Below are 24,129 nucleotides of genomic sequence, written 5' to 3' on the forward strand. Positions count from 1 at the left end.
TACGATACTACTAGACTACTGTACTAATCCCCGTCCGCCGCAGTCATCAATCGCGAGTCAATCACGAAGCGCAGCCCCAGCGGGATCTCCGCCGAGAAGCTCGCCCCCCGGCCTTCCGTTACGTCGAGCGTCAGGTGGGTGTGCTTCCAGTATTCGTACTGAAACTTGGACATGTAGAACTTGCAGCCGTGCACCTCACCGAGGAGTATGTCGTTGTCGTCGATCATCAGCTCCCCCTCCGGGAAGCACATGGGGGAGGATCCGTCGCAGCAGCCGCCGCTCTGGTGAAACATGAGGGGACCGTGTGTTTCCCTCAACTGGTCGATGACCGCGCGGGCGCGGTCCGTGATAGCTACTTGTGGCATGGTAAGGATAAATTAAAAAGGGCCGACCGGTAGGTACCGGCCGGCCACAATCAGATGGATACATTCAGACGTAAATCCTAAAAGAACCCAAGTTTGGCCTTGCTGTAGTTGATCAGCATGTTCTTCGTCTGCCGGTAGTGGTCGAGCATCATCTTGTGATTCTCGCGGCCGATACCCGACTTCTTGTAGCCGCCGAAGGGAGCGTGGGCGGGATAGTCGTGGTAGCAATTCACCCAGACGCGCCCGGCCTTGATGGCGCGGGGCAGGCGGTAGGCCTCGTGCATATCGCGGGTCCAGACGCCGGCACCGAGTCCGTAGAGCGTATCGTTGGCGATCTCGATGGCCTCGGCCTCGTCCTTGAAGGTGGTCACGCAGAGCACCGGACCGAAGATCTCCTCCTGGAACACCCGCATCTTGTTGTTGCCCTTCAGTACGGTGGGCTTGACGTAGAAGCCGCCGGAGAGGCTGTCCACGTGGGCGGCACCGCCCCCGGTGAGGACCTCGCAGCCCTCTTCCTTACCGATCTTGATGTACTTCAGGATCTTCTCGTACTGGTCGTTGCTGGCCTGGGCGCCCATCATGGTGTCGGGGTCGAGGGGGTGGCCCATCTTGATGGCCTCCACGCGGTCGATGAAGCGCTCCATAAACTTGTCGTAGATCGACTCCTGTACCAGCAGGCGGCTGGGGCAGGTGCAGACCTCACCCTGGTTCAGGGCGAACATGGCGGCACCTTCGAGGCACTTGTCGAAGAAGTCGTCGTCGGCCTCCATCACGCTCTCCATGAAGACGTTGGGGCTCTTGCCGCCCAGCTCCAGGGTTACGGGAATGATGTTCTTGGAGGCGTACTGCATGATCAGCTGGCCGGTGGTCGTCTCGCCGGTGAAGGCGATCTTGTTGATGTCGGGGTGGCTGGCCAGCGGCTTACCGGCTTCGACGCCGAATCCGTTGATGATATTCAGGACGCCGGCGGGGAGGATGTCCTCGATCAGTTCCATCAGCAGCAGGATGCCGACGGGCGTCTGCTCGGCGGGCTTCAGTACCACGCAGTTGCCGGCGGCCAGGGCGGGTGCCAGTTTCCAGGCGGCCATCAGGATGGGGAAGTTCCAGGGGATGATCTGTCCGACCACGCCCAGGGGCTCCCAGATGTTCATGCTCACCGTGTCGCTGTTCAGTTCGGCCACGCCCCCCTCCTCGGCGCGGATGACGCCGGCGAAGTAGCGGAAGTGGTCGATGGCCAGCGGCATGTCGGCGGCGCGGGTCTCGCGGATGGCCTTGCCGTTGTCCCAGGTCTCGGCGCGGGCCAGCACCTCAAGGTTCTCCTCCATGACGTTGGCGATCTTCAGCAGCAGGTTGCTGCGCTCGGTGGCGGAGGTGTTGTTCCACGACTCGGCGGCCTTCCAGGCGGCGGCGACGGCCTTGTCCACGTCCTCCTTGGTAGAGCGCGGGATGCGGGTGAAGCTGTTGCCGTCGACGGGCGATACGTTGTCGAAGTATTCGCCGTTGGTCGGGGCCACCCACTCGCCGCCGATGAAGTTCTCGTACTGCTCCTTGAATTTGGGCTTGGTCAGCGTGTTGGTGTCTTTGGTTGCGGTAGTGCTCATGATCGTCGTTTAGATTTTTGATGGTAAAACGGCCCGTCGCCGGGGGGGCGCGGACGCGGGTGCAGGGTCCTTTAGAAGGTTGGGCTGCTTTGGTTCTACCAATCTACCCTTCCTATATCCCAATTCGTTGCACAATCCTGCATTGCACTTGTAGAATGCTACAATCCTCGCCATATCCGGATATCTACCCTATATTATAAGGACACAGGCCCCATAAACCCGCCATCGTTCCGTATTTTACGCACCATGCTGCACACTAACAACCTTCGCCGCACCGACCTGCAGACACTCGTCGAGAACCGCACGACCTACAGCCTGGAATCGCTGGAGCTCAATCTCTTCGAGACCCACGCGGCGGCCGAGGCGGTGGAGCTGAAATTCGACCAGCCGGTACTGGCCAGCATGATCCGCGGACGCAAGATCATGCACCTGCGTGAGGACCCCGGCTTCGCCTTTCTGCCCGGGGAGTCCATCCTGCTGCCCGCCGCCGAACGCATGGTGATCGATTTCCCCGATGCCACCGAGCGGCAGCCCACGAAGTGCCTCGCCTTGGCCGTGGAGGAGGTGGAAATGGCTAACGTGGTCCGGCTGATGAACGAGCGGCGCCCCCGCGCCGACGGCACCGAATGGACGACCACCGACTACAACTTCCACTTTACCCAGCAGCCGGCCATCACCCAGTTGCTGCAGCGGCTCGTGTTCCTCTGCGCGGAGGACCACCCCTCCAAGAACCTCTTCGTCAACATGCACCTGCGCGAATTGCTGATCCGGATCGTACAGTCCGAGTCACGTTCATTGCACCTGCGCTCCGCCGCCCAGCACGCGACGAGCCGCCCGATGGCCGCCGTGATCACCTACGTTCGCAACCACCTCGACGAAAAGCTGACGGTGGCCCAGCTCAGCCGCATCGCCTGCATGAGCGAGTCGGGCTTCTACCGGGCCTTCCGCAACGAGCTCGACTGCACCCCCGTGGAGTTCATCAACCAGGAGCGGCTGAAGCTGGCCGCCAGCCTACTGCTCGACCGGGGCCGCAGTATCCGGGACGTGGCCCTGCGCTGCGGCTTCAACAGCGTGAGCTACTTCACGCGCGCCTTCGGCGAGTACTATGGGAGCAGTCCGGGCGCGTACCAGGAGGAGCAGGTGGTCCTCAGCGTTCCCAGTATGCGCGATAGGTAGGGAAAAAGCTGTACCGCCGGTCGCGCCGCTGCCCCTCGAAGAGCTCCGTCAGCTGCCGGGCCCCGTCGGCGAAGGTTTCGAGGAGCACCTCACGTTCCGCCATGGCGCAGGCTTCTTCGAAGGCCTTCACGGTGCTGTCGTGGTAGGCATCGCTGTCGACGCGCATCGCGTTGATGTACTCGGCCATCAGCTCGGCGCGGTAGAAGTGGAGCTCGACCAGGTCCTTCGGGTGGATGGATACCTCCGCGAATTTCTTAATGATCTTCCGCGACTGCGACCGACCCCGCTTCCCCCGTCCCCGGGCGGGGAAGAAGGACTTGCGCAGGGCGGCCTTATACTTGTCGACCACCTTTTTGGCATCGCCGAGCTCCATCTGGTAGTACTCCCGCAGCACTGGGAAGCGGGCGTAAAGGCGTTGCAGTTCCTCGCGGAGCTCCTCTTCGGTGAGGCTGGAGAGTAATTTGTTGAAATCTCGCTTCATGGGTGGGCCGCAAAGTACTGCCGGCCCGCGGAATCGTTGGTGGGGGGGGCTCCAATGTTACCCCAATGTTAAATTTGGCGAACTGGTCCGACAAGCTACTGGACCGGCCACTAGTGGCCGGTCCAGTAGCCGCCGGTGGGCTAGTCGCCGGTCCAGTAGTCGCCGGCGAGGGGAAGGCGACGAGAGGCGAAGTAGAAAATCCCGATCTTGGTAAAACAGTAAGAAGCATGACCACCCTCACCGTACCCCTGACCGAGGCCGAGCAAGGCACCTCCTACGCGGGAGTGTACCACACGGTATTCCTCATCCCCCGAACGGCGGTGGCGGAACTACTGGAACGCGAACACAACGCTACCCGCATCATCTGCCGGATCAACGGAGCGGGCGAGGTACACGGCGGCCTGATGAACGATGGCCGGGGCGACTTTTTCCTCACCGTCAGCAAGGAAGTACGGAAGCAGTTCGGACTCGACGTCGGCGACCAGGTAACGCTCGAACTGCGGCCCGACGACAGCGACTACGGGATGGCGGTTCCCGCCGAAGTCACGGAACTCTGGGACCTCGACCCCGAAGCCCGCGCCGTTTTCCACCAGCTTACACCCGGACACCAGCGCAACCTGCTGTACCAGATCGACAAGCTCAAGCGGCCCGACTCCCGCGCGAAGAAGTGCGTGCAGATCCACGACTACCTCAAACATGTAAACGGCAAGCTCGACTACCGTGAGCTAAATGCCTGGATCAAGGCCGATAACCGGTAACCGGACCCGCCCCGCCGCCGGAAAATTTCCCGGCACCTGCGGCCCCGCCCGCCACGGCCGCTTATCTTGGTTGCAAATCGAGACTATGAAATCACTCACTACCCTGCTTGTCTTCCTGTTCCTACCGCTGCTGGCCCCTGCCCAGGGGGTGCAGGACACTACCCGCAGCGAGCGCTACAAAAGCCTGGAGTTTCGCAACATCGGTCCCTTCCGCGGCGGACGCAGCAACACCGTCACCGGCGTGCCCGGCCACCCGCTGCGCTACTACTTCGGCGGCGTGGGCGGCGGCATCTTCCGTAGCGACGACGCCGGAAATACCTGGCGAAACATCTCCGACGGACAGCTGAATACGGGATCCATCGGTGCCCTCACCGTAGCCCCCTCCGACCCCAACGTGATCTATGCCGGCACGGGCGAGCACGCCGTACGGGGCGTAATGACCTCGGCCGGCGACGGCGTCTACCGCAGCAACGACGCGGGCGACACCTGGGAGCACCTCGGCCTGGAAGGCAGCCGCCATATTTCTGAGATCATCGTACACCCCAGCGATCCGGACCACGTCTACGTAGCCGTGCAGGGGGCCGTCCACGGCGACAGCGAGGACCGCGGCATCTACCGCAGCACGGATGGTGGCCAAAACTGGGAGAAAGTATTCTACGTCGATGCCACCACCGGCGCGGCCGACCTCAGCATGGACCCCAGCAATCCGCGCGTGCTCTACGCCGGTATGTGGGACCACCTCCGCTACCCCTGGACCGTCCGCAGCGGCGGCCCCGGCAGCGGCATCTTCAAGACCACCGACGGTGGCACTACCTGGAAGCCGCTTACCGAAGGCCTGCCCGATACCCTCGGTAAGGTGGCCGTCTCGGTCAGCCCGGCCCAACCGGAGCGCGTCTACGCCAATATCGAAGCGGCCGGCGACACCGGCGGCGTCTACCGTAGCGACGACGGCGGCAAGACCTGGAAGCAGACCAGCAAGGACCGAATCACCGTAGCCCGCGCCTGGTACTACATCGAGATCTTCGCCGATCCGGTCAACCCGAATGAAGTATACGTGCTGAACGCGCCCGTGCTGCGCTCCATCGACGGCGGTGCCAGCTTCTCGACCATCGCCGTCAACCACGGCGACCAGCACGACCTCTGGATCAACCCGGACAACCCCGACAACATGATCCTCGGCAACGACGGCGGCGCGGCGATCACCTTCGACGGTGGCCAAAGCTGGAGCAGCCAGGACAACCAGCCTACGGCACAGTTCTACCGCGTGATCACCGACAACCAGGTCCCCTACCGGATCTATGGCGGCCAGCAGGACAACAGCGCCGTCGACATCGTCTCCCGTACCCGCGGCGGCGGCATCACCACCTCCGACTGGCACCCCACGGCCGGCGGCGAGAGCGCCTTCCTGGCCTTCGACCCGGAAGACCCCCGCTACGTGATGGGCGGCAGCTACCAGGGTAATATCTCGGTCTACGACAACCAGACGGGCACCGAGGTCGACGTGATGGCCACGCCGGTCGCGGGCCTCGCCACCCCACCTTCGGAAATGAAGTACCGCTTCAATTGGAACGCGCCGATCGTAGCGCAACCGCAGGACCCCAGCGTGATCTACCACGGCGGCAATAAGGTGCTGAAGACGACGGATAGGGGCCGCAGCTGGACGGAGATCAGCCCCGACCTGACCCGCAACGACACCAGCAAGCTGGTCGACGGCGGCATGCCCTTCACCAACGAGGGCGCCGGCGGGGAGATTTATGGTACGATCACTTACATGACGGCCAGCCCCCACCAGGCCGGTGAACTCTGGGTAGGCACCGACGACGGCCGCGTGTGGGTGACCCGCAACGAAGGCGGCGACTGGCAGGAGATCACGCCCGCCAATATGGGCGAGCACCAGGTGAACGCCATCGAGGTGTCGCCTACCCGTCCCGGTACCGCGTACCTGGCGGTGACCAACTACAAATTTGACGACTTCACCCCGGAAGCCTACAAGACCACCGACTACGGCTCCAGCTGGACACGCATCGATGCGGGCTTCGGTCCCGAGGAGTTCGTGCGCGTCATCCGTGAGGACCCCGAGCGGCCCGAGCTGCTCTACGGCGGCAGCGAGCGCGGCCTCTACCTATCCTTCGACGGCGGCAAAAGCTGGGAAAAGCCGAAGATGAACCTCCCCGACGCGCCGATCCTCGACCTCGTGGTACACGATAACGACCTGATCGTAGCTACTTCCGGCCGCGCCTTCTGGGTGCTCGACGACCTCGGAGCACTCCAGCAACTGGGCAGCGAGATGCCGGAATCCCTCGCTATCGTAGAACCCAAACCGACCTACCGCTACACCCTGAGCTCGGGAGGTGGCATGGAGCAGGGAGATGGGGAGAACGCAGCGGCCGGTCTCATCGTAGACTACTACCTGCCGGAAGCCCTGGACAGCGCGGCACTTACGCTCGACATTCTCGACGGTACCGGCGAAGTGATCCGCAGCTACAGCAGCCAGCCCGCGAAAGCGAAAAGCTGGCCGGGCGGCCCACCCGCGCCCGCCGCCCTGCCGGCCGAGGAAGGCCTCAACCGCTTCAACTGGGACCTGCGCCGTGCTACCCTGCCCGCCGTCGACGGCGTCTTCGTCCTCGGCGACTACCGTGGGGGCCTCGTCGCGCCCGGGACCTACACCCTGCGGCTCGCTACCCCAATGGACACGGTGACTACCCAGGCCGATATTCTCGCCGATCCGAACATTGATGCCACATCAGCCGAGTACACCGCCCAGGCCGATCTGATGCGGGGCGCCGAAAACGTCGCCCGCGACATCCACGAGTCCGTTAACCGCATGCGCCACGTGCGCGACCAAGTGCAGGCCCTCAATACCAATCTGACCGATATGCCCGGCACCGACGACCTGGTCGCGAAGGGCAAAGACATCGTCGCCCGCATCACCGAATGGGAGAACAACCTGATCCAGCCCGATCAGAAAACCTTCCAGGACGTGGTCAACTTCCCGAACCGCCTGAGCGCGGAACTGATGAGCCTGAAGAGCCGCGTAGACGGACCGGTACCCGTTGTCACCCGGGGAGCCCGCGAACGACTGGCGGAACTGCGGCAGGACTGGGAGAACTACCAGGGCATCCTCGACCGCATCATTGCCGAGGACGTAGCCGGCTTCAACGCCACTCACCGCGAACTGGACCTGCCGGCGCTGATCGTGCCGGGAAGCGAGCCGCAGAGCCGGCGGTAAGGCGCCCTTAGCCCGCGATCCACGCATCCACCTGGTCCTCCAGGACCGCCAGCGGCAGACAGCCGCCCTGGAGGACCAGGTCGTGGAATGCCTTGACGTCGAAATCGTCGCCCATCTCCTCCTCGGCGCGGGCGCGCAGCTCCCGGATCTTCAGTTGTCCGACCTTGTAGCTGAGGGCCTGACCGGGGATGGCCATATACCGCTCGATTTCGGCGACGATGCTGGCCTCGCTTTCGGCTTCGTTGTCAAGGCTATACTGTATTGCTTTTTCGCGGCTCCAGCCCTTGCTGTGGATGCCGGTATCGACGACCAGGCGGATGGCCCGGTGCATCTCCGCGCTGAGCATGCCGAAGTACTGGTACGGGTCTTCGTACAGCCCCAGTTCCTTGCCCAGGCTCTCGCAGTACAGGGCCCAGCCTTCGCCGTAGGCGCTATACCACAGGTTACGGCGGAAGGCGGGCAGGTCTTCGTTCTCCTGCGTGAGACTGATCTGGTAGTGGTGACCGGGGATGGCCTCGTGCAGGAAAAGATCCTCGTCGCTGAATGTGTTGTAGGCCGCCACGTCGGGGATCGGTACGTAGAAGATACCGGGGCGGCTGCCGTCCTGGCTACCGGGGTTGTACTCGGCCGAGGCGCTGGCTTCGCGGAAGGCCTCGGTACGCCGGACTTCGAAGGGGGTTTTCGGTACGTTGTTGAAGAGCTGCGCCAGCTGCGGCTTCATCCGGTCGTAGATGGCGTTAAAATTATCGATCACCTGGTCGGCCTCCGAGAAGGGCATCAGTTCGGGCTTCGTGCGCACGTAGTCGAAGAAGGCGTTCAGGTCGCCGTCGAAGCCTACTTCCTGCTTTACCGACTCCATCTCGCTGCGCAGGCGGGCCACCTCGCTCAGTCCGAGCTCGTGGATCTCGTCGGCCGTCATATCCGTAGTGGTGTACAGCTTGATCAGGTAGTTGTAGTACGCCTCGCCGCTGGGGATCGCGTCGATGCCGCTGCTTTCCCGCGCCTGCTGGAGGTAGGTATTGCGCACGTAGCTTTCCAGGTCGGCAAAGACCGGAATGATGCGTTGGCCGATCATCTCGCGGTAGGCCGTGCGCAACCGTTCGCGGTCGGCCTCGGGGAAGCTATCGGGCATGGTGGTCACCGGACCGTAGAACAGGTGCTCCTCCAGCGGTTCGGCGGAGAGCGTTTCCAGCTGGGGCAGCAACTTTACCGCCAGGCTGCGGGGCAGCAGGTAGCCCTGCTCCGCGCCGCGTTCCATATTGTTGCGGGCGGTGTCCATCATCACGGCGAAGTCCTCCACGCGGGCCAGCCAGTTCTCGTAGTCCTCCACGGTCTGGAAGGGCTGGGCGCCCTGCCCGCTTGCCAGCTGCCCGATCATCAGGTGGGGCCCCGTGAACTGGTTGAGGGGCAGCAGGTCGGTACGGAAATCCGCTCCCTCCAGGGCCATTCTCAGCTCCCACTCCAGTACGTCGTAGCTGACCTGCGCGGTGGGATCGAGGTCCCCGCGGTCGATGTTCATCAGGCGGCTGAGGTAGTCCTGGTAAAACCCCCGGCTTTCTTCCCGGTACTGCTCCGAGAACAGGTTCGGCAGGCGGTCGTTGTAGCGCGCGTCGCCCAGCATAGTCGCCTCTATGGGGTTGAGTTGCAGCCGCCCCTCCTGGTAGCCGGCCAGGAGGCTGTCGAAGTTGGCCGTAACGACGGAAGAGCCGGCCTGGGTCGAATTTTCCGGAGCGTCCGGCCCACAGGCCAGCACAAACAACAGACAAAAAGCGAGGAGGATACGAACGGTCATGTGGGGTAAGGTTGAGCGCTCAAATATAGCGCGGGGACGCAGGTGCGGCGCAACTGCCGGCCCGCCGGCGAAATCGGCAGGGAAAAAAATGCCTCCCACCTGTAAGATTTCCACGCTTACGGCAACTTACCCACTGATGAACGACGAAAACGCATTTCTCGAACTACTCGACCATCACGGGGGCATCCTCCTGAAGGTGGCCCGGCTTTACGCAGACACCACTGCCGACCGCGACGACCTCGTACAAGAGATGACCTACCAGCTCTGGAAGTCCTTCCCCACCTTCCGGGGCGATAGCCGGATAAGCAGCTGGATGTACCGGGTAGCCCTGAATACGGCCCTGGGCCGCTTTCGGCGGCGGGAACCGCGCATCGCTTTTCTGGACAGCGTCCCGGAACCCGCGGCTCCGTCCGGTCCACCGGAGAACGAGGCGCGCCGCCGCCTCTTTGCGGCCATCCGCCAGCTCGACCGCGCCGACCGCGCCCTGGTAGCTCTCTACCTCGAAGACCTCAGTCACGAAGAGATCGGCGGCATCCTCGGCCTCACCGCCAACCACGTCGGCGTCAAGCTGCACCGCACCAAGACCAAACTGAAAACCCTTCTCAATCCCTAGATTATGGACCTCGATACCGCAAAGCAACACTGGCAGGATACCCCCGCCGACCCCACCCCCCAATGGACCCGGCAAAATTTGAAGCGGAGCTGGTCCCACCCCACGCTCACGGATCTGCGTCGGCAGCTGGTGCTCGAAGTATGCTGCTGGACCGCTTTCCTGTTTCTCTTTTACACGGGGCTGGACGGCGACCAACGTCCCCTCTTCTGGAGCTTCGCCCTGGCCGGAGTACTCATCTTGCTCATCGCGCACGCCGCCCTGGGGTACCAGCTGTCCGCCCGGCCCATCGGTGACCGTCCGGTAGTCGTGGCCCTTCGGGACCAACTCGTCCGGCTGACCGCCTACAGCAGGTATTCGATGGGCCTGCGCGCCGCCTCTCTTCTGGTACTCTTCGGATTCCTGATGTCCAGCGTACCGGATCTTTTCGCATCCGTGCGCCTGTGGGCCATCGGTACCCTAATCGCCTGGACCGCCCTCGCCATCTACATCCAGTACCGGATATGGGAGCATCGGCTGGGCAAACTGCGGACTACCCTGGCGGAACTTACCGCCTAGTACCGCACCTCCAGTACTTCTAGTTTACGCGTTTCCGCCCCCAGCCGGAAGTCGGCCCGCTCGCCCACCCGCAGGCCCGTGATGGCACGGGCGATGGGGGCGGTGAAGCTGATCTTCTTCTGCTTTACGTTGGCCTCGTCGACGCCCACGATCTGAAATTCCTGGGTCCGGTTGCCGGGTTGCTGCCGCAGCTTGACGTGGGCGCCGAAGCGTACCTCGTCCTGGGGCTGGTCGTCCGGCCGCAGAACGCGGGCCGAGACGATGCGCTGGTTTAGCAGGTTGAGCTTACCGTCGATGACGGTGCCCGCGCGGCGGCGCTCGTCCTCGTTGTCGCCGGGCAGGTCGTTCTTTTCGGCTTCGAGCAAGCGCTTTTCCTCCTCCAGGGCCTGCAGGCCGGCCGGGGTCACGTAGTTGGTCTCTCCCGCGGGGAGGGGGGAGCGAAGCGGAATGATGGGCAGTTCTTCCTGGTCTGATTCCTTTACGAAGCCTCTTGACATGTCTGTTACTTTATTAGGGGTAACGGTGGCGGGCGGACGGGAGTTCCCTTATCATTGCGCCCATGAGGCTTGCTCCGCGGTACTGGTGGTTTCGTGTCACCTCCGCCCTGCGGTGGTACGGCCGCGCACGGACCCGCTACGACGTGCACTCTCCCTTCCTGAGCGACTTCGTGCGCCGGGTGCCCTACGACGACCGCGACTTCCACGCCTTTGTACGCATCAAGGAACTGCGCGCCTTCTGGCGCACGCAGCGGCAGCTTATCCCCCTGCGGGAACTGGGTGCCCCCAGCCGCACCACCTCCGCGGACCGCCGTACCGCGGCCAGCCTCGTGGCCAGCAACGCCATCGACGACCCCAGCGGCCGTCTGTTGTTTCGGCTGGTCCTCTGGCTCCGCCCCGACCGGATCCTAGAACTGGGCACCAACGCCGGCGTGTCTACCCTGTACCTTCACCTGGCGGATACCCGCATCCCCCTGCAGACCGTAGAGGGCAACCCTGACGTGGCGGCCCTGGCCCGTACCAGCTTCGAGCGGGTGGGAGTATCCGCGGCCCTGCAACCGCATACGGGTACCTTCGAGGAGTGGTTCACCGCCGCCGAGAAAGGACCGGCGGCGCCCGACCGCCTGCTAGCGTTCCTCGATGGCGACCACCGGCGCCTGCCTACTCTAGCCTACGTCGAACGCCTGCTGGAACGGGCCGACAACGAAAGCGTGATCGTAGTGGCCGATATCCACTGGTCGCCGGAAATGGAAGATGCCTGGGCCGAGCTCAAGTCCTTGACCCGCGTTACCGCCTCCCTCGATGTATACCACTTTGGCCTGCTGTTCCTGCGGCCGGAGCTTAACGGGCCGCACCTCACCCTGATCCGCACGCGGTGGAAGCCGTGGCGGGTAGGATTCTTTTAAGGCGTCGAACGCCTACTCGAAGTCCTCGATGTCGTCCACCTCCCGCCACCGGTGGCCCTCGATGTGCTCCATCAGCCGCAGGATGATATCGATGCCCGCGGAGTTGACGCCGAGGTCGTTGCGCAGGCGCAGGGCCCGTTCGATGCGGGGTACCTGATTTTGGGGGATGAGTACGACCTCTTTTTGCCGGTGCACCTCAATGATGCCGTGGTCGAGGAACTCCTCGATGATGACGGTCTCGCACTGGTGGAAGGTGCAGAATTGCTGGATCGTGATGTAGGATACTCCGGTATTCATGATCGGTGGGATTCTTGGTGGCTAGCGGCCGGCCAGGCGGGTGAAGGTTTCCTTTTCTTCGGGGCTCAGCCGTTCGGGCAGGTGCACGTTGAGGTCGAGGTACAGGTCTCCGTTGCCGCCCGATTTGTACTTCGGCAGGCCCTTGCCCTTCAGTCGTACGGTTTTACCGTTGGCCGTGTTTTCGGCGACGGGCAGGTTGACGGCCCCGGTGGGCGTATCGACGGTGAGCTTACCGCCGAGCAGCATGGTGTAGAGGTCCACGTCGACGGAGCGGTAGAGGTCGGCCCCGTCGCGGCGGTATTCGGCCGGCGTTTCTACCCGGAAGGTGATGTACAGGTCGCCCGCCGGCCCGCCGCCGGCACCCGGACTTCCCTGGCCACGTAGCCGCAGCGTCTGCCCGTCGTCGACGCCCGCCGGGATGGTGACGCGGAGTTGCTTGCCGTTGACGGTGAGTACCTGTTTGTTGTCTTCGAGGATGTCGCGCATCTGAACGCGCAGCTCGGCCTCGATGTCCCGACCCCGGAAGGCCCGGCTCCTTCCCCCGCCAAACCCTGCACCCGCGGCCCCGCCCGCTCCCCCGAACATGTCGCGGAAGAAGTCGGAGTAATCGGCGCCCTCGCCGCCGCCGCCGGTGTACGTGTACTGTCCGCCGAAGGGGTTACCGCCGCCGAATCCGCCGCCCCGCTGTTGCTGGGCCTGCTCGAAGGCTTCGGCGTGCTCCCAGTCCTTGCCGTACTTATCGTACTTGGCGCGCTTTTCGGGGTCGGACAGCACGGCGTAGGCCTCGTTGACGGCCTTGAATTTCTGCTCGGCTTCCGGGTCGTCGGGGGCGACGTCGGGATGATACTGCCGCGCGAGTTTGCGGAAGGCCTTTTTGAGTTGCTTTTCGTCGGCGCCCTTGTCGACGCCCAGGGTTTGGTAGTAGTCGATGAACTGTGCCATGGAGGAGGCTAGTTTTCCGCCCCGGCCCGGTGGAGGCTGGGTACTGCAATTGCGATGATCGTGCCGACGGCGGTGCCGACCAGCACGTCGGTGAGGAAGTGACGGCCCGCCCGCATGCGCCCGTAACTCACGGCGGCGGGCAACAGGGCGGCCCCCAACCATACGTAGGGCGTGGCGGCGCTGTTCGGATACAGGTCGTTGTAAAGTTTGGCGGTCGTGATGGCGAAGTAGGCCGTCGTGGCGCTGTGGCCGCTGAAGAAAGAGTAGCGGCTCGACTTTTTCAGCTTCGTATCCAGGGGGGCGTCCGGATTGTAATTGTAGGGGCGCGGGCGGCGGACCAGCACCTTGGTCAGGTTGATGAGCCCCGAGTTGATCATGGCCCCCTCGAAAACGATGAGCGCCAGCGCGTCGAAGTTCTGCCGGCCCGGACGGTCCAGGAGCAGGAAAAAGGGGCTGGCAAAACTGGCCAGCAGCAACTTGTCCGTGATCTCGTCGGCCCCCAGCGACAGGTGGCGGGTGGAAAACATGTCGATACCGGGGATCTTGTTGATCTCCAGTACACCGACATCGTCCTCCGTAAGCGGGATCACCCGGCGATCCAGCATCACCGAGGTGGTCGTGAGGGTGCCCCCGAGCCCCAGCAGTACGGCGTTGGTGGCGTTGCTGGGGTCGTAGGTCAACCCCTGCCCCGGCAATACCTGGCCGACGAGCAGGGCAATAACTAAAAATAACTGGGTCAGTAACCGATACATGTAAGGACCTTGTGAGTACGTCAACCGGATGAGCCTGATTTTGTGCTACCTCAACCCCAACTCCGCCCGCAACGGCAGGTCGGCGTTGGCATTTTCCGACCAATAGGGCTCGGTTTTCTGGGCGCGCAGCTTGGCGGTGGTGGTCAGGCGCTGATCGCGGCTGGGATAGGTTTCCGTCCACTCGCGGATCACGTAGGGCGGCGCCAGGTCGTAGGTGACGGTGAGCTCCCGGTCGAGGTCGGGGTAGGTAAGCGAATACACCCGCAGGCTGTCGCCGCCGGGCTCCACCGTGGCCCGGGCGGGGTAGGCCCGGTACTCCTGGTGGGTCATGAGCAGGTAGCCGGTGGCGGGGACGACGGCGAATTCGCCGGTGGGCAGCTCTCCACCGATCCGGATGCGGTTGAAGACCTCGTCCTCCAGGAAGTCGGCTTCCAGGCGTTCGTCGCGGTCGCCCTCGCGTTCGAAGTAGCTGCGCAGCTGCATCCGCCATTCCGCGCCCCCCGCCTGGTTGAGCTGGGTATAGCTCTGCCCGCACCAGTCCTGGCTGCTGGTGGTCACCTTCAGGGTGCGGGGATAGGCCTGTCCGTCGGTCGGGGTAAAGACGGAGGTCATGAGGGAGTAGTCGTAAATGCCGGTCACGAAGCGCCGGATCAGGTTGGTCTTCAGTACGGTGGTCGACGCCTCGCCCGTGCCACCGCCCTCGTCCTTTACCTGCCGCCCCACCAGAAAGGGCTCGGTCACCTGGATCAGTACGGCCTCCCCCTCCCGCAGCTCCCCGTAACGCGCCTGCTCGAGGTCGTAGACGCTCAGTTCCGCTTCCCCCCGGTACCAGTACGGTCCGAGCTCCCCGGAGAATACCGATGGGGCGGCGGGGGTAGCGGTGGCCGGAGTGGAGGAGGGGGTGGCAGGAGCGCAGGCGGCCGCCAGGAGGGAAAGGAAAGGGAGTAAACGGTACGGGTGCATAGGGCAAAAGTAGCGGTCCGGGCTCCAAAACGTAATGCCCCGGCCGTCATCGGGGCGACGGGCGGGGCAAAGTGTTAAAAAGTGCCTACATTAGCGTCGATAGTTTACTAATGCACTCATTGTACTTGCGGCTCCGTCCTCCGGGGCGGAGCCCAAGCTTTTAGTAAGCCCCCCAGTCCTTTCTCAGAATGGCATGCGGAGCACCTACCTAATACTACTTTCGCTCCTCTTGTTCGTGGCCCGACCGCTTTTTGGCCAGGCTCCGGCGCGCGACCGCGCCGTATCCGCCTTTGACCGGGGCGTACAGCAGTTGCTCGACGGCAGCCCCCGACGCGCCGTCCGCTTCTTTGAAGCCGCCGTAGACCACGACAACGATTTTCTCCCCGCCCGCCGCCTGCTGGGGGTGGCTCGCGACCTGGCGGGAGATCCCGCCGGAGCCCTGTCCGCCTACCACGAGGTGCTGCGGCGCGACTCCAATTACTCCCGCCTGCTCTACTATCAGGTGGGCGACGTCTACCTACGCAACGGAGAGCCCCGCACGGCGCTCGAATGGTTCGAGCGGTTCCGGGCGCTGCAGGCGCGCGACCGGGGCGATTTCGGCCTGCCCGGCGAGCAGGAAGCGGGTACCGAGGCCTTCGTCCTGGAGCACGAGCTGCGGCAGCGCATCCTGTCCGCCCAGATCACCAGCGACAGCCTTAATTACGTACACGCCTCGGAACTGGAGCGGCTGGGGCCCGAGATCAACGGGCCGCTCAACGAATACTTCCCCTTCTTCACCAACGACGGGACGGGGGTCCTCTTCACGCGGCAGTCGGCCGACGGCGACGAGGACCTCATCACCGGGCGGCGGCGGCGCGCGGGTGCAACGTTCACTACCTCCCGCTTCGGCACCTTCAATACCCAGCAGCCGGAGGGCATGTGCACCCTGGTCCGTGACGGGGAGACGATCTTTTTTACGCTCTGCCACGAGGTAGCCTCGGGCGGGAGTTGCGACCTGCACGCCGGCGTGCTCATCGACGGACGCATCGAGCGCATCGCCAAGCTGCCGGACCACCTGAACTCGGCCACCTGGGACAGCCAGGCGGCCATCAGCTGCGACGGCCGGCAGCTGCTCTTCGCTAGCACGCGCCCCGGTGGCGTGGGCGGCAGCGACCTCTACGCCTGCCGCCGGCTACCCGACGGGGGCTGGTCGGAACCCGTAAACCTGGGCGCGGGCGTTAACTCCCCGGGCGACGAGGAAGCCCCCTTCCTCAGCAACGACGGAGAGACCCTCTACTTTTCCAGCACGGGTCATGGGGGCCTGGGCGATCAGGATATCTACTTCAGCCGCCGCGATCCCACCTCCGGTCGCTGGACCCCGGCCGTCAACATCGGCCCGCCCATCAACGGCCCTTCGCGGGAGCTCGGCTTCCACCTTACTCCCGACGGACGCACCGGCTACTTTGCCAGCGACCGGGCCGGCGGGGCGGGCGGACTGGATATTTATCGCTTCCGCCTCGGAGCGTCCCTGACGGGGCGGGAAGTAACGTACGTTTCGGGCTACGTCACCGACAGCCTCACCGGAGCCCCCGTGGCCGACCAGGCCGTACCGCTCGCGAGCGGTGACGTATTCCGCACCAACTACGCCGGCCGGTTCTTTATCTGCGCGCCCCCCGGCCAGGGACTGCCCCTGACCGTCGACCGGGCGGGGTACGCCCCCTACCGGCGGACCTTCGACGTGCCCCGGTGGGACAACCGCTCACCCTACCGCATCGACCTGCGGCTCCGGCGCCCGGCCGGGCCCGCCGCTCCACCGCCACCACCACCCGCCGAAACCACCGTGCGGGAGGAGGAAGTGGTGCTGGACATGCTCTTCGGCTTCGAGCAGGCAACGCCCCTGCGGGGCGAGCTGGACGATCTGGACCGTTTTCTCGGGGGAATCGACCTAGACCGAATCGCCGCGGTGATCGTGCTAGGCTACACCGACGAAACGGGGGGAGATGCCTTCAACCGGCACCTGAGTCAACGGCGTGCGGACGCGGTAGCGGAGCTGTTGCGGGCAGCGGGGATACCCGCCGACCGCATTACGACGGAGGGCCGCGGTGAAACAAAAGCGGCCGCGGATCGTCGGCAAAACCGCAAAGTGAGCATCCACGTACGGCTTCGTTGAGTATGGGCTGCGCAGACCGAACCTTTACGGGCACGCCGTCCTTATTCACATTCACGTTACTGATCCACTACCACTTTACTACCATGCGTTACCCTACCCTTTTGACCCTTGCCCTGATCCTGTCCGTCGGACTTTCCGCCCAGGATACCACCGCCACGATGATCCTGCAGGACACCTCCTCCGTTGCACAGGACATTGCCGCCAGCATGCCCCCGAGCTACTGCGCCGAATCGCCCTCCACCTACGGCAGCGAGCCCGCCGCCGCCCTGCCCAAGTTTGCCACCACCCCGACCCGGGAGTACAAGGTACAAGTGGCTATCTTGCGGTATACGGACCCCTCCGAATATCCCTTCCACCCTACCCTCGTAGCCCGTTACCGGCCCTGTGAGCAGGTCTGGGTGGTGGAAAGCCGCGACAGCTTCTCCAAGCGCGAAGACGCGGTGGCCCTGCAGTCGGTACTCGAGGATGCCGGATACACCGGTAGCTACATCACCGACCTGGTAGCCTACCAATAAACCACCTGCCATGCGCCTGCTCGCCCTCAGTCTGTTTTCCATCGCTCTTACCGCCTGTGCGGCAGACCCACAGCCGCCGGCGGAAAAGGAACCGGAGGCGAAAACGGAGTACGGCGCAGTGCTTTCTACGGACATTACCCCCCTCCCCGCCTCCGACCTGCTGGCGACCTACTCCACGGAAGAACTCACCGACACGGTGGCCACCGCGGTAAGCGGTACCGTGGCCGAGGTCTGCCAGGCCAAAGGATGCTGGATGACCCTGCCGACCGGCGGGGGGGAGTCCATGATGGTAAAATTCAAGGATTACGGATTCTTTGTGCCCATGGACCTCGGGGGCAAAGAGGTAATAATGGACGGCATCGCCTACTATGAGGTGGTCCCGGTCGACGAACTGCGCCATTTGGCGGAGGACGGCGGCCAGTCCGCGGAAGCCGTCGCCGCGATCACTGAACCCCGCCGGGAGCTCCGCTTTCTGGCCGATGGAGTACGCGTGAAATAAGTGAGAACACGGACTTGGCGGAAAGATGATTGTATTTAGTCATACTCCCGCATTTAGTACGTACCGCAGTAATCGCTCCTTTTACAAGCTATTGATTTACAGTTAGCTACGTTTTTGGCACGGCGTTTGATACCTCCTAACCGAGTAATTGTGGCACCCGCCACCACCCAAACAAACAGTAGCTATCAACATGACTAATCAAGAATTCACCCAGGAGATTAACAAGCTTGAAAACTTGCTTTTCTCTTTCGCTCTGCGGCTTACCCGCAATCACCAGGACGCTCAGGACCTGATGCAGGAAACCAGCATGCGGGCCTACCGCCACCGGGATAAATTTACAATGGGCACCAACTTCAAAAGTTGGGTATCCACCATCATGCGCAATACGTACATCAACCGTTACCGCAAAGAAAAAAGTCGCAAGCACGTGAACCAACCTATCGAGACCTTCACCTTCGCCCTCGAAAGCACCAGCGCTATCCCTAACCAGGGTGAGCACGACATGCGACTGAAGGAACTGAACCGCATGATGAGCACCATCGGTGAAATCTATAGCGTACCCTTCCTCATGTTCTACCGGGGCTATGAGTACAAGGAGATCGCCGCCCACCTGAATATCCCCATCGGCACCGTCAAAAGCCGAATCTTCCTGGCCCGCCAGAAGATGAAGGGCATGATCGGTAATCGTAACTGATCAATACCCACGACGCAGCGTCACTTTGAACAGCATTTTACGAGAGAGACATTGTACCATTTGACTTTGAACAACCAAGAAGACTGAACAACCAAGCTTAGCGAACACATTGAAATTAGGTTTTGAGAGACGATTTATTGTGTAAGTAGAGTAAGCACCAAACACTGTGAACCAGATTTTTTCCTAAACACATTGAACACACAGGTATTTTTATTCACTATGGACGAATTATTATTCGAACATTAGACAACACAAACAGAGTCGGCCGGAGCGAAAGTAACACTTGACAAATCGCGCTTTCCAGATTGACCGGTCGCTTCTAACACAGTAGTTTTACATTATCCAACCCGGTGAAATAACCTTTCACCGTTTTTGACCTCTAGGGGGCCGGCCACGTGCCGGCCCTTTTTTTTGGCCCGCGGCCCGCTGTCTTATCTTTGTCCGTATGGACGAAGCCTTTTTCCAGGAACTCTACCGGGCCCATAACCGCGTCAGGAGACTCCCCTCCCCCCTCCTTATTGAGGAATGGCTGGACGGCTTGCTCCAGTTTCTCTTTCCCGAACTGAGCCCCCTGCGCTTCGACTCCGAACGCACCTTCCGTCTGCACTACCAGACCAACGACCTCAAACTGTACACCATCCTCGATGCCCTGAGCGAAGGGCTACCGGACAGTCCCGACCGCATCCGGGCGGCTTTCGAGGCGGCCCTGCCCGATATTCGCGAGCGGCTCATGGAAGACGCCCACGCGATCCTGGCGGGCGATCCGGCGGCGATCAGCGTCACGGAAGTGATTACCACCTATCCGGGCTTCTTCACCCTGGCGGTGTACCGGCTGGCCCACGCCGTTCACCAGCTGGGTGCCTTTCTCCTCGGCCGCATGCTCTCCGAGATCGCCCATGGCCGCACGGGCATCGAAATACACCCGGGCGCGCGCATCGGGCGCCGCTTCTGCATCGATCACGGCACCGGCATCGTGATCGGCGAAACGGTGATCATCGGAGACGACGTGAAGATGTACCAGAGCGTTACCCTCGGCGCCCTGAGCGTGAAGAAGGAGATGGCCCGCACCAAGCGCCACCCCACCATCGAGGACCGGGTGGTGATCTACGCCGGTGCCACCATTCTCGGCGGCGACACCGTCATCGGCGAAGGCAGCATCATCGGCGGCAACACCTGGATCGTCAAAAGCGTACCTCCCGGCAGCCGGATCTACTACCGGGAGCCGGAGATCACCTGAGCCGGCGACTAAACCGTTATTAATCATTACCTTCGCGACCTCAATAATCGCGTAGGCCGGAGACCGTTGGCTTGCGCCCAGACAAGTCATAATGGATACTACCCCCGTTCCCGCCTCTGAAGAAGAAGTGGTATACTTTGACGAGCTCGATCTCGTCGACGAATTGCTCGACGCCCTGGACGACATGGGCTTCGATAAGTGCACTCCCATCCAGGCCAAGGCGATACCCCCCTCCCTCGAGGGCCGGGACGTTCTCGCCGTCGCCCAGACCGGCACCGGCAAGACCGCTGCCTTCCTCCTCCCCATCCTCGACAAGCTCACCCGCGAACCGGTCACCAAGGTCAATACCATCATCCTGGAGCCCACCCGCGAACTGGCCCAGCAGGTGGATCGGCAGCTGGAAGGGTTCAGCTTCTACACCCCCGCTTCCTCCATCGCTATCTACGGCGGCCGCGATGGCCACAGCATGGAGCGGGAGAAGAACGCCCTGAAGACCGGTGCGCCCCTCGTGGTAGCCACCCCCGGTCGCCTTATCGCCCACCTCGACCTCGGATACGCCGACCTGAGCGGCGTGCGCCACCTCGTGCTCGACGAGGCCGACCGGATGCTCGACATGGGCTTCGTGAACGACATGATCAAGATCATCGACCTGTTGCCCAAGGACAAGCTGCAGATCCTGTTCTACTCGGCGACCATGCCGGGCAAGATCCGCAAGTTCTCCAAGGAGATCCTCAAGAACCCGGTCGAGATCAGTATCGCCATTTCGAAACCCGCCGAAAAGATCGATCAGAAAGCCTTCGACGTGGCCGACTGGGCCAAGATCAGCCTGATCGAGCACATCCTCAAGGACAAGAAAGACCTGGAGCGCATCCTCATCTTCTGCGGTCGCAAAAAGACGGTCCGTGACCTGACGCGTCGCCTGCAGCGCAAGGGACATAAGGCGGAGAGCGTGTCGTCCGACTTGGAGCAGCAGGAGCGGGAAGACCGGCTGTCGGACTTCCGCTCCGGCAAATTGCCCATCGTTATCGCCACCGACGTCCTGAGCCGCGGCATTCACATCGACGGTATCGACTTGGTTATCAATTTCGACGTACCCGGTGATGCCGAGGACTACGTACACCGCATCGGACGTACGGCCCGTGCCTCCGCCGAGGGGGAAGCCATCACCCTGGTCAGCAAAGAAGACCGGCAACGCTTCAAGCGCATCGAGGAACTGGTGGAAATGAAGGTCCGTCGCATTCCGCTGCCCGACGAACTGGCTGACGCCCTGCCCGGACAGGGAGGGGGCGACGACGATCGCGGCGGACGCGGACGCGGACGTGGCGGTAAAAAAGGTGGCGGCGGCGGCCGGGGCCGTGGACGCAGTGGTGGCGGCGGCGGACGCCGCAACAGCAATCGCGACCGCAAGGGGGGAACGGGCGATGGCAACACCCCTTCCGCCGACGGCGGCGAGAGCAAGTCTGGCGGCACCTCCAAGCGCAAGTTCGGGCGGCGGCGGCCGCCGCGCAAGGACTAGCGCCTACAGCGTTCAGACCACCTTACGGTACCCGGCGCTAGCCATGGGGCCACCGATACTCATTCCACCGTCCACGTCGTAGCTTACGCCGTTGATGAAGGCCGTATCGTCCCCGGCGAGATACCGGATCATACTGGCGATCTCGGCGGGGTGCCCGGGACGCTTGGAGGGAATGTGGGGGCGGTCCATGTCCAGGGCATCCTCGGGGTGCGCATCGTTCATCGGCGTAGTGATCTCGCCCGGGCGTACACCATTGACCGTTACATTGGTGCCGGCCAGCGCGAAGGCGGCGCACTTGATGAATCCGCCCAGGGCATGCTTCGTCATGGTGTAGACCGTATCGACCGGACTGGCGATGTGCTCGTGTACGCTCGTGACCACGATCAGCCGGCCCGGCGTGCTGCGGGGGGAGGTTACCTTTCCGGTCAGCACCTTGCGCGCCATCGCGGCGATCTCCTCGAACTTGCTTTCCTCGTTCTCGGCGTCAAGTCCCAGCATATAGCGGACACCCCGCTGCATGGCGAGCACCGCGCCGAAGGTGTTGATGCGGAACAGCTTTTCCAGGTCACCGAGCTCGAGCTCAGGAAAAACCTTCATATCCATCTCGCCGGCATTGCTGACGAAAATATCCAGGCTGCCTAGCTCCCGTACCATTGCATCGACCGCCGGGGCGGCGGTGGCGGGGTTTTCGAGGTCCATGTGCTGGATAAAGGCGCGTCGCCCGAGCCGGCGGATGGCCTCCGCGGTAAGTTCAGCATCCTCGCGATGGTGTGCGTAGGTCAGGGCGATATCGCAGCCGTCCTTGGCCAGCAGCAGGGCCGTATAGCGACCGATACCGGTATCTCCGCCGGTGATGATCACGTTGCGGATGCGTCCGGCGGGTACGTCCCGCGCGCCCGGCGGGGTAAGGGTTTCGAGTAGTTCGTCTACGGTGGTTACTTCGCTCTTCATGGGTAGGGTTTCCCCTAGATGTGGCGCACCGCTGCGCTTGTTCGTAGGCGGACTACCGGACCTCCACCCTTTGCAGGGCTTCGAACACCAGCCTGGCCACCACGCGCGCTCCTTCCGGCTGGAAGTGGGTATTGTCGCTCTGCCCGTCCGGGTAGGCCGGATACTTGCCGGCCGGCAGGTTCATGAAGTAATTAGCGGTGACGTACTCCCGCCCCCTTTTGCTGAAGGCATCCATCGTCAGTTGATTCAGGTCGATGAGGGCGGTCCCGGTTTCCTCCGCTACGGCCATGGCGGCGGCGGGGTATTCGCCGTGGACGTTCTCCAGGCGGCCGGCCTTCCAGGGATAGTTGCGGGCCACCGGCGTCAGGATAACCGGCGTAGCTCCCTTTTCCCGGGACTGGCTGACGTACAGCCGCAGAAACTCCTGGTAGCCCTCGATGTCCACGTAGCGCTCGGGCTTGCTCTCCGCGGCATCGTTGTGCCCGAACGACATGAGCACCACGTCACCGGGCTGAAGGGTCTCGTACACTGCGCGCCAGCGGCCCTCCTGGAAGAAAGTACGCGTGCTCCGCCCACCCCGGGCGCGGTCGTCGACGTAGACGCTGTCCGCCTGAAACACGCCGTCGAAGGCCGAAAGATCGGCACCCGCGAACTGCTCCTGAAATACCTGTCCCCAACCGGTGACCGGATACCGGGTTTCCATATAATCCTCGCCCGGATCGTAGTTGTCGGCGTAGTCGGCCATGATCGAGTCGCCGATCAGGTACAGCGTAACCACCTTCGGCGGCGGCGCGGCCGGTGCAACGGAGAGCAGCAAGAGCAAGGCCGGCAGGCAGCTAGCGCGGCGGAAGTACGGCACCCCCGGCAACGTACGGAAGGAGAAAAGATCAGGGAGCATGATGACGACGGCTTATGGGGCCGGCTACCGGCCGCTGTCCCTAAAGGTAGGAGCGGGTCTGCGCCCGGCAAACGCCGGGTGATCCTTCGCTACGCTAAAGTGAAAAATTGCTCCCCCCGGGACTCAGCGGCGCACGAATACGCTGCCTACCCCGTCGTAATTATTGTCGTCGATGGTCAATTCACCGGATGCATTGACGCCGATGATTCCGTTCCCGGCACCGTAGATCGGCCCGACGCCGCTTTCCCCTTCGTCGTCCGCGGGGGAAAAGGTGATGAAGGTGTGGTCCTCGTGATCGTAGATCGATCGCTTAAGCGAAAGGGCGTAGGTACCCGTTTGCGCGCTGGTATCGTTCCGGAATATTTCGTAGCGGCTGTCGTCGCGCAGCTCCAGGAAAATATTCGCTCCGGTGCTGGCGGGGGTGACGGCCAGATTCCCGGTGATTCCGCCGTAGGTGCCGGTCCACCGCCACGCTCCAACGATGCCCGACGGGGCGAGCGCGGGATCGGTGTCCGGCGCGCAGGAGGCAAGGATGAGGAGCAGCAGTAGGGAAGTGTAAAACCTAACCATGATGAAGTGATTTTCGGGTATTGTGATAACAAAGGAGTCACCGGAAATCCTTCGGGGCTGACGGTAAGACGTGCGAAACACGGTCGGCCGTTGGCGTACCGCAGAATATTATTGTCGGGGTCCGTGTGCAACCAAAGCGGCCGGCCGATCCTTACCTTTGCCACCCCCCAACCA

General features: G+C 62.9%; 24 protein-coding genes. 12 read left to right on the top strand and 12 right to left on the bottom strand.

Annotated elements, in window-relative coordinates:
- Nucleotides 1-23: 23 nt before the first annotated feature.
- Together DQG19_RS08790 and DQG19_RS08795 are read right to left on the bottom strand one after the other, a co-directional pair.
- The gene (locus tag DQG19_RS08790) at nt 24-365 is read right to left on the bottom strand and encodes a DUF779 domain-containing protein (protein ID WP_116125886.1); all 342 of its coding nucleotides are present in this window, start codon (nt 363-365) and stop codon (nt 24-26) included.
- A 77-nt stretch (nt 366-442) separates the two neighbouring features.
- The gene (locus DQG19_RS08795; protein WP_116125887.1) at nt 443-1,966 is read right to left on the bottom strand and encodes an aldehyde dehydrogenase family protein; all 1,524 of its coding nucleotides are present in this window, start codon (nt 1,964-1,966) and stop codon (nt 443-445) included.
- A gap of 246 nt (nt 1,967-2,212) precedes the next feature.
- Here DQG19_RS08795 and DQG19_RS08800 point away from each other — a divergent pair, with 246 nt between their 5' ends.
- A complete protein-coding gene (locus DQG19_RS08800; protein ID WP_116125888.1) occupies nt 2,213-3,142 on the top strand; it encodes an AraC family transcriptional regulator in 930 nt (309 codons plus the stop codon).
- Here DQG19_RS08800 and DQG19_RS08805 read toward each other — a convergent pair.
- Nucleotides 3,114-3,623: a DUF6155 family protein gene (locus DQG19_RS08805; protein WP_116125889.1), complete on the bottom strand. Its 510-nt coding sequence runs from the start codon at nt 3,621-3,623 to the stop codon at nt 3,114-3,116. The two genes, DQG19_RS08800 and DQG19_RS08805, sit on opposite strands and share 29 nt — an antisense overlap.
- A 227-nt stretch (nt 3,624-3,850) precedes the next feature.
- On the opposite strand from DQG19_RS08805, the gene DQG19_RS08810 reads away from it, so the two are divergent.
- Both DQG19_RS08810 and DQG19_RS08815 read left to right on the top strand, forming a co-directional pair.
- Nucleotides 3,851-4,381, top strand: a complete 531-nt coding sequence (locus tag DQG19_RS08810) for a YdeI/OmpD-associated family protein (protein ID WP_198661693.1) — start codon at nt 3,851-3,853, stop codon at nt 4,379-4,381.
- An 85-nt stretch (nt 4,382-4,466) separates the two neighbouring features.
- A complete protein-coding gene (locus DQG19_RS08815; protein WP_116125891.1) occupies nt 4,467-7,610 on the top strand; it encodes a WD40/YVTN/BNR-like repeat-containing protein in 3,144 nt (1,047 codons plus the stop codon).
- Between the two features lie 7 nt (nt 7,611-7,617).
- Here the strand turns inward: DQG19_RS08815 and DQG19_RS08820 are convergent, their stop codons facing one another.
- Nucleotides 7,618-9,402 carry a DUF885 domain-containing protein gene (locus DQG19_RS08820; protein ID WP_116125892.1) on the bottom strand — a complete coding sequence of 595 codons (1,785 nt, stop codon included), beginning with the start codon at nt 9,400-9,402 and terminating at the stop codon, nt 7,618-7,620.
- A 136-nt stretch (nt 9,403-9,538) separates the two neighbouring features.
- Between DQG19_RS08820 and DQG19_RS08825 the strand changes: the two genes are divergently transcribed.
- Complete coding sequence (locus DQG19_RS08825) at nt 9,539-10,015, top strand: RNA polymerase sigma factor (RefSeq protein ID WP_116125893.1); 477 nt, start codon at nt 9,539-9,541, stop codon at nt 10,013-10,015.
- A 3-nt stretch (nt 10,016-10,018) separates the two neighbouring features.
- A complete protein-coding gene (locus DQG19_RS08830) occupies nt 10,019-10,570 on the top strand; it encodes a hypothetical protein (protein ID WP_116125894.1) in 552 nt (183 codons plus the stop codon).
- Here DQG19_RS08830 and DQG19_RS08835 read toward each other — a convergent pair.
- Nucleotides 10,567-11,067, bottom strand: a complete 501-nt coding sequence (locus tag DQG19_RS08835) for a GreA/GreB family elongation factor (RefSeq protein WP_116125895.1) — start codon at nt 11,065-11,067, stop codon at nt 10,567-10,569. The two genes, DQG19_RS08830 and DQG19_RS08835, sit on opposite strands and share 4 nt — an antisense overlap.
- 62 nt (nt 11,068-11,129) lie before the next feature.
- On the opposite strand from DQG19_RS08835, the gene DQG19_RS08840 reads away from it, so the two are divergent.
- Nucleotides 11,130-11,972, top strand: a complete 843-nt coding sequence (locus tag DQG19_RS08840) for an O-methyltransferase (RefSeq protein WP_116125896.1) — start codon at nt 11,130-11,132, stop codon at nt 11,970-11,972.
- Between the two features lie 12 nt (nt 11,973-11,984).
- Here the strand turns inward: DQG19_RS08840 and DQG19_RS08845 are convergent, their stop codons facing one another.
- The 4 genes from DQG19_RS08845 to DQG19_RS08860 are packed head-to-tail and all read right to left on the bottom strand — an operon-like array spanning nt 11,985 to nt 14,926.
- Complete coding sequence (locus DQG19_RS08845; RefSeq protein ID WP_116125897.1) at nt 11,985-12,269, bottom strand: chaperone modulator CbpM; 285 nt, start codon at nt 12,267-12,269, stop codon at nt 11,985-11,987.
- Between the two features lie 21 nt (nt 12,270-12,290).
- Nucleotides 12,291-13,211, bottom strand: coding sequence for a DnaJ C-terminal domain-containing protein (locus tag DQG19_RS08850; RefSeq protein WP_116125898.1), 921 nt, complete (start codon nt 13,209-13,211; stop codon nt 12,291-12,293).
- 8 nt (nt 13,212-13,219) lie between these two features.
- Complete coding sequence (locus DQG19_RS08855) at nt 13,220-13,963, bottom strand: phosphatase PAP2 family protein (RefSeq protein WP_116125899.1); 744 nt, start codon at nt 13,961-13,963, stop codon at nt 13,220-13,222.
- Nucleotides 13,964-14,008: 45 nt separating this feature from the next.
- Nucleotides 14,009-14,926, bottom strand: a complete 918-nt coding sequence (locus DQG19_RS08860; RefSeq protein ID WP_116125900.1) for a hypothetical protein — start codon at nt 14,924-14,926, stop codon at nt 14,009-14,011.
- Between the two features lie 235 nt (nt 14,927-15,161).
- Here DQG19_RS08860 and DQG19_RS08865 point away from each other — a divergent pair, with 235 nt between their 5' ends.
- The 6 genes from DQG19_RS08865 to DQG19_RS08890 all read left to right on the top strand — a co-directional run bounded on the left by DQG19_RS08865 (nt 15,162) and on the right by DQG19_RS08890 (nt 21,536).
- On the top strand, nt 15,162-17,075 hold the full coding sequence (locus tag DQG19_RS08865; RefSeq protein WP_198661694.1) for an OmpA family protein: 1,914 nt from the start codon (nt 15,162-15,164) through the stop codon (nt 17,073-17,075).
- Between the two features lie 83 nt (nt 17,076-17,158).
- Complete coding sequence (locus tag DQG19_RS21190; RefSeq protein ID WP_198661695.1) at nt 17,159-17,590, top strand: hypothetical protein; 432 nt, start codon at nt 17,159-17,161, stop codon at nt 17,588-17,590.
- 10 nt (nt 17,591-17,600) lie between these two features.
- On the top strand, nt 17,601-18,089 hold the full coding sequence (locus DQG19_RS08875; protein ID WP_116125902.1) for a DUF4920 domain-containing protein: 489 nt from the start codon (nt 17,601-17,603) through the stop codon (nt 18,087-18,089).
- A 190-nt stretch (nt 18,090-18,279) separates the two neighbouring features.
- Nucleotides 18,280-18,783: an RNA polymerase sigma factor gene (locus DQG19_RS08880; protein ID WP_099105240.1), complete on the top strand. Its 504-nt coding sequence runs from the start codon at nt 18,280-18,282 to the stop codon at nt 18,781-18,783.
- Nucleotides 18,784-19,228: 445 nt separating this feature from the next.
- On the top strand, nt 19,229-20,020 hold the full coding sequence (gene epsC, locus DQG19_RS08885) for a serine O-acetyltransferase EpsC (protein WP_116125903.1): 792 nt from the start codon (nt 19,229-19,231) through the stop codon (nt 20,018-20,020).
- 91 nt (nt 20,021-20,111) lie between these two features.
- Complete coding sequence (locus DQG19_RS08890) at nt 20,112-21,536, top strand: DEAD/DEAH box helicase (RefSeq protein ID WP_116125904.1); 1,425 nt, start codon at nt 20,112-20,114, stop codon at nt 21,534-21,536.
- A gap of 12 nt (nt 21,537-21,548) precedes the next feature.
- Here DQG19_RS08890 and DQG19_RS08895 read toward each other — a convergent pair whose 3' ends face one another.
- The 3 genes from DQG19_RS08895 to DQG19_RS08905 form a co-directional block, all read right to left on the bottom strand.
- A complete protein-coding gene (locus tag DQG19_RS08895) occupies nt 21,549-22,487 on the bottom strand; it encodes an SDR family oxidoreductase (RefSeq protein WP_116125905.1) in 939 nt (312 codons plus the stop codon).
- 52 nt (nt 22,488-22,539) lie between these two features.
- The gene (locus DQG19_RS08900; RefSeq protein ID WP_116125906.1) at nt 22,540-23,385 is read right to left on the bottom strand and encodes a rhamnogalacturonan acetylesterase; all 846 of its coding nucleotides are present in this window, start codon (nt 23,383-23,385) and stop codon (nt 22,540-22,542) included.
- A gap of 123 nt (nt 23,386-23,508) precedes the next feature.
- Nucleotides 23,509-23,955 (bottom strand): hypothetical protein, encoded by a 447-nt coding sequence (locus DQG19_RS08905; RefSeq protein ID WP_116125907.1) that lies wholly within the window; start codon nt 23,953-23,955, stop codon nt 23,509-23,511.
- Nucleotides 23,956-24,129: the final 174 nt, after the last annotated feature.

It is taken from the genome of Lewinella sp. IMCC34183, from assembly GCF_003390915.1.
Taxonomy (GTDB): Bacteria; Bacteroidota; Bacteroidia; order Chitinophagales; family Saprospiraceae; genus Neolewinella.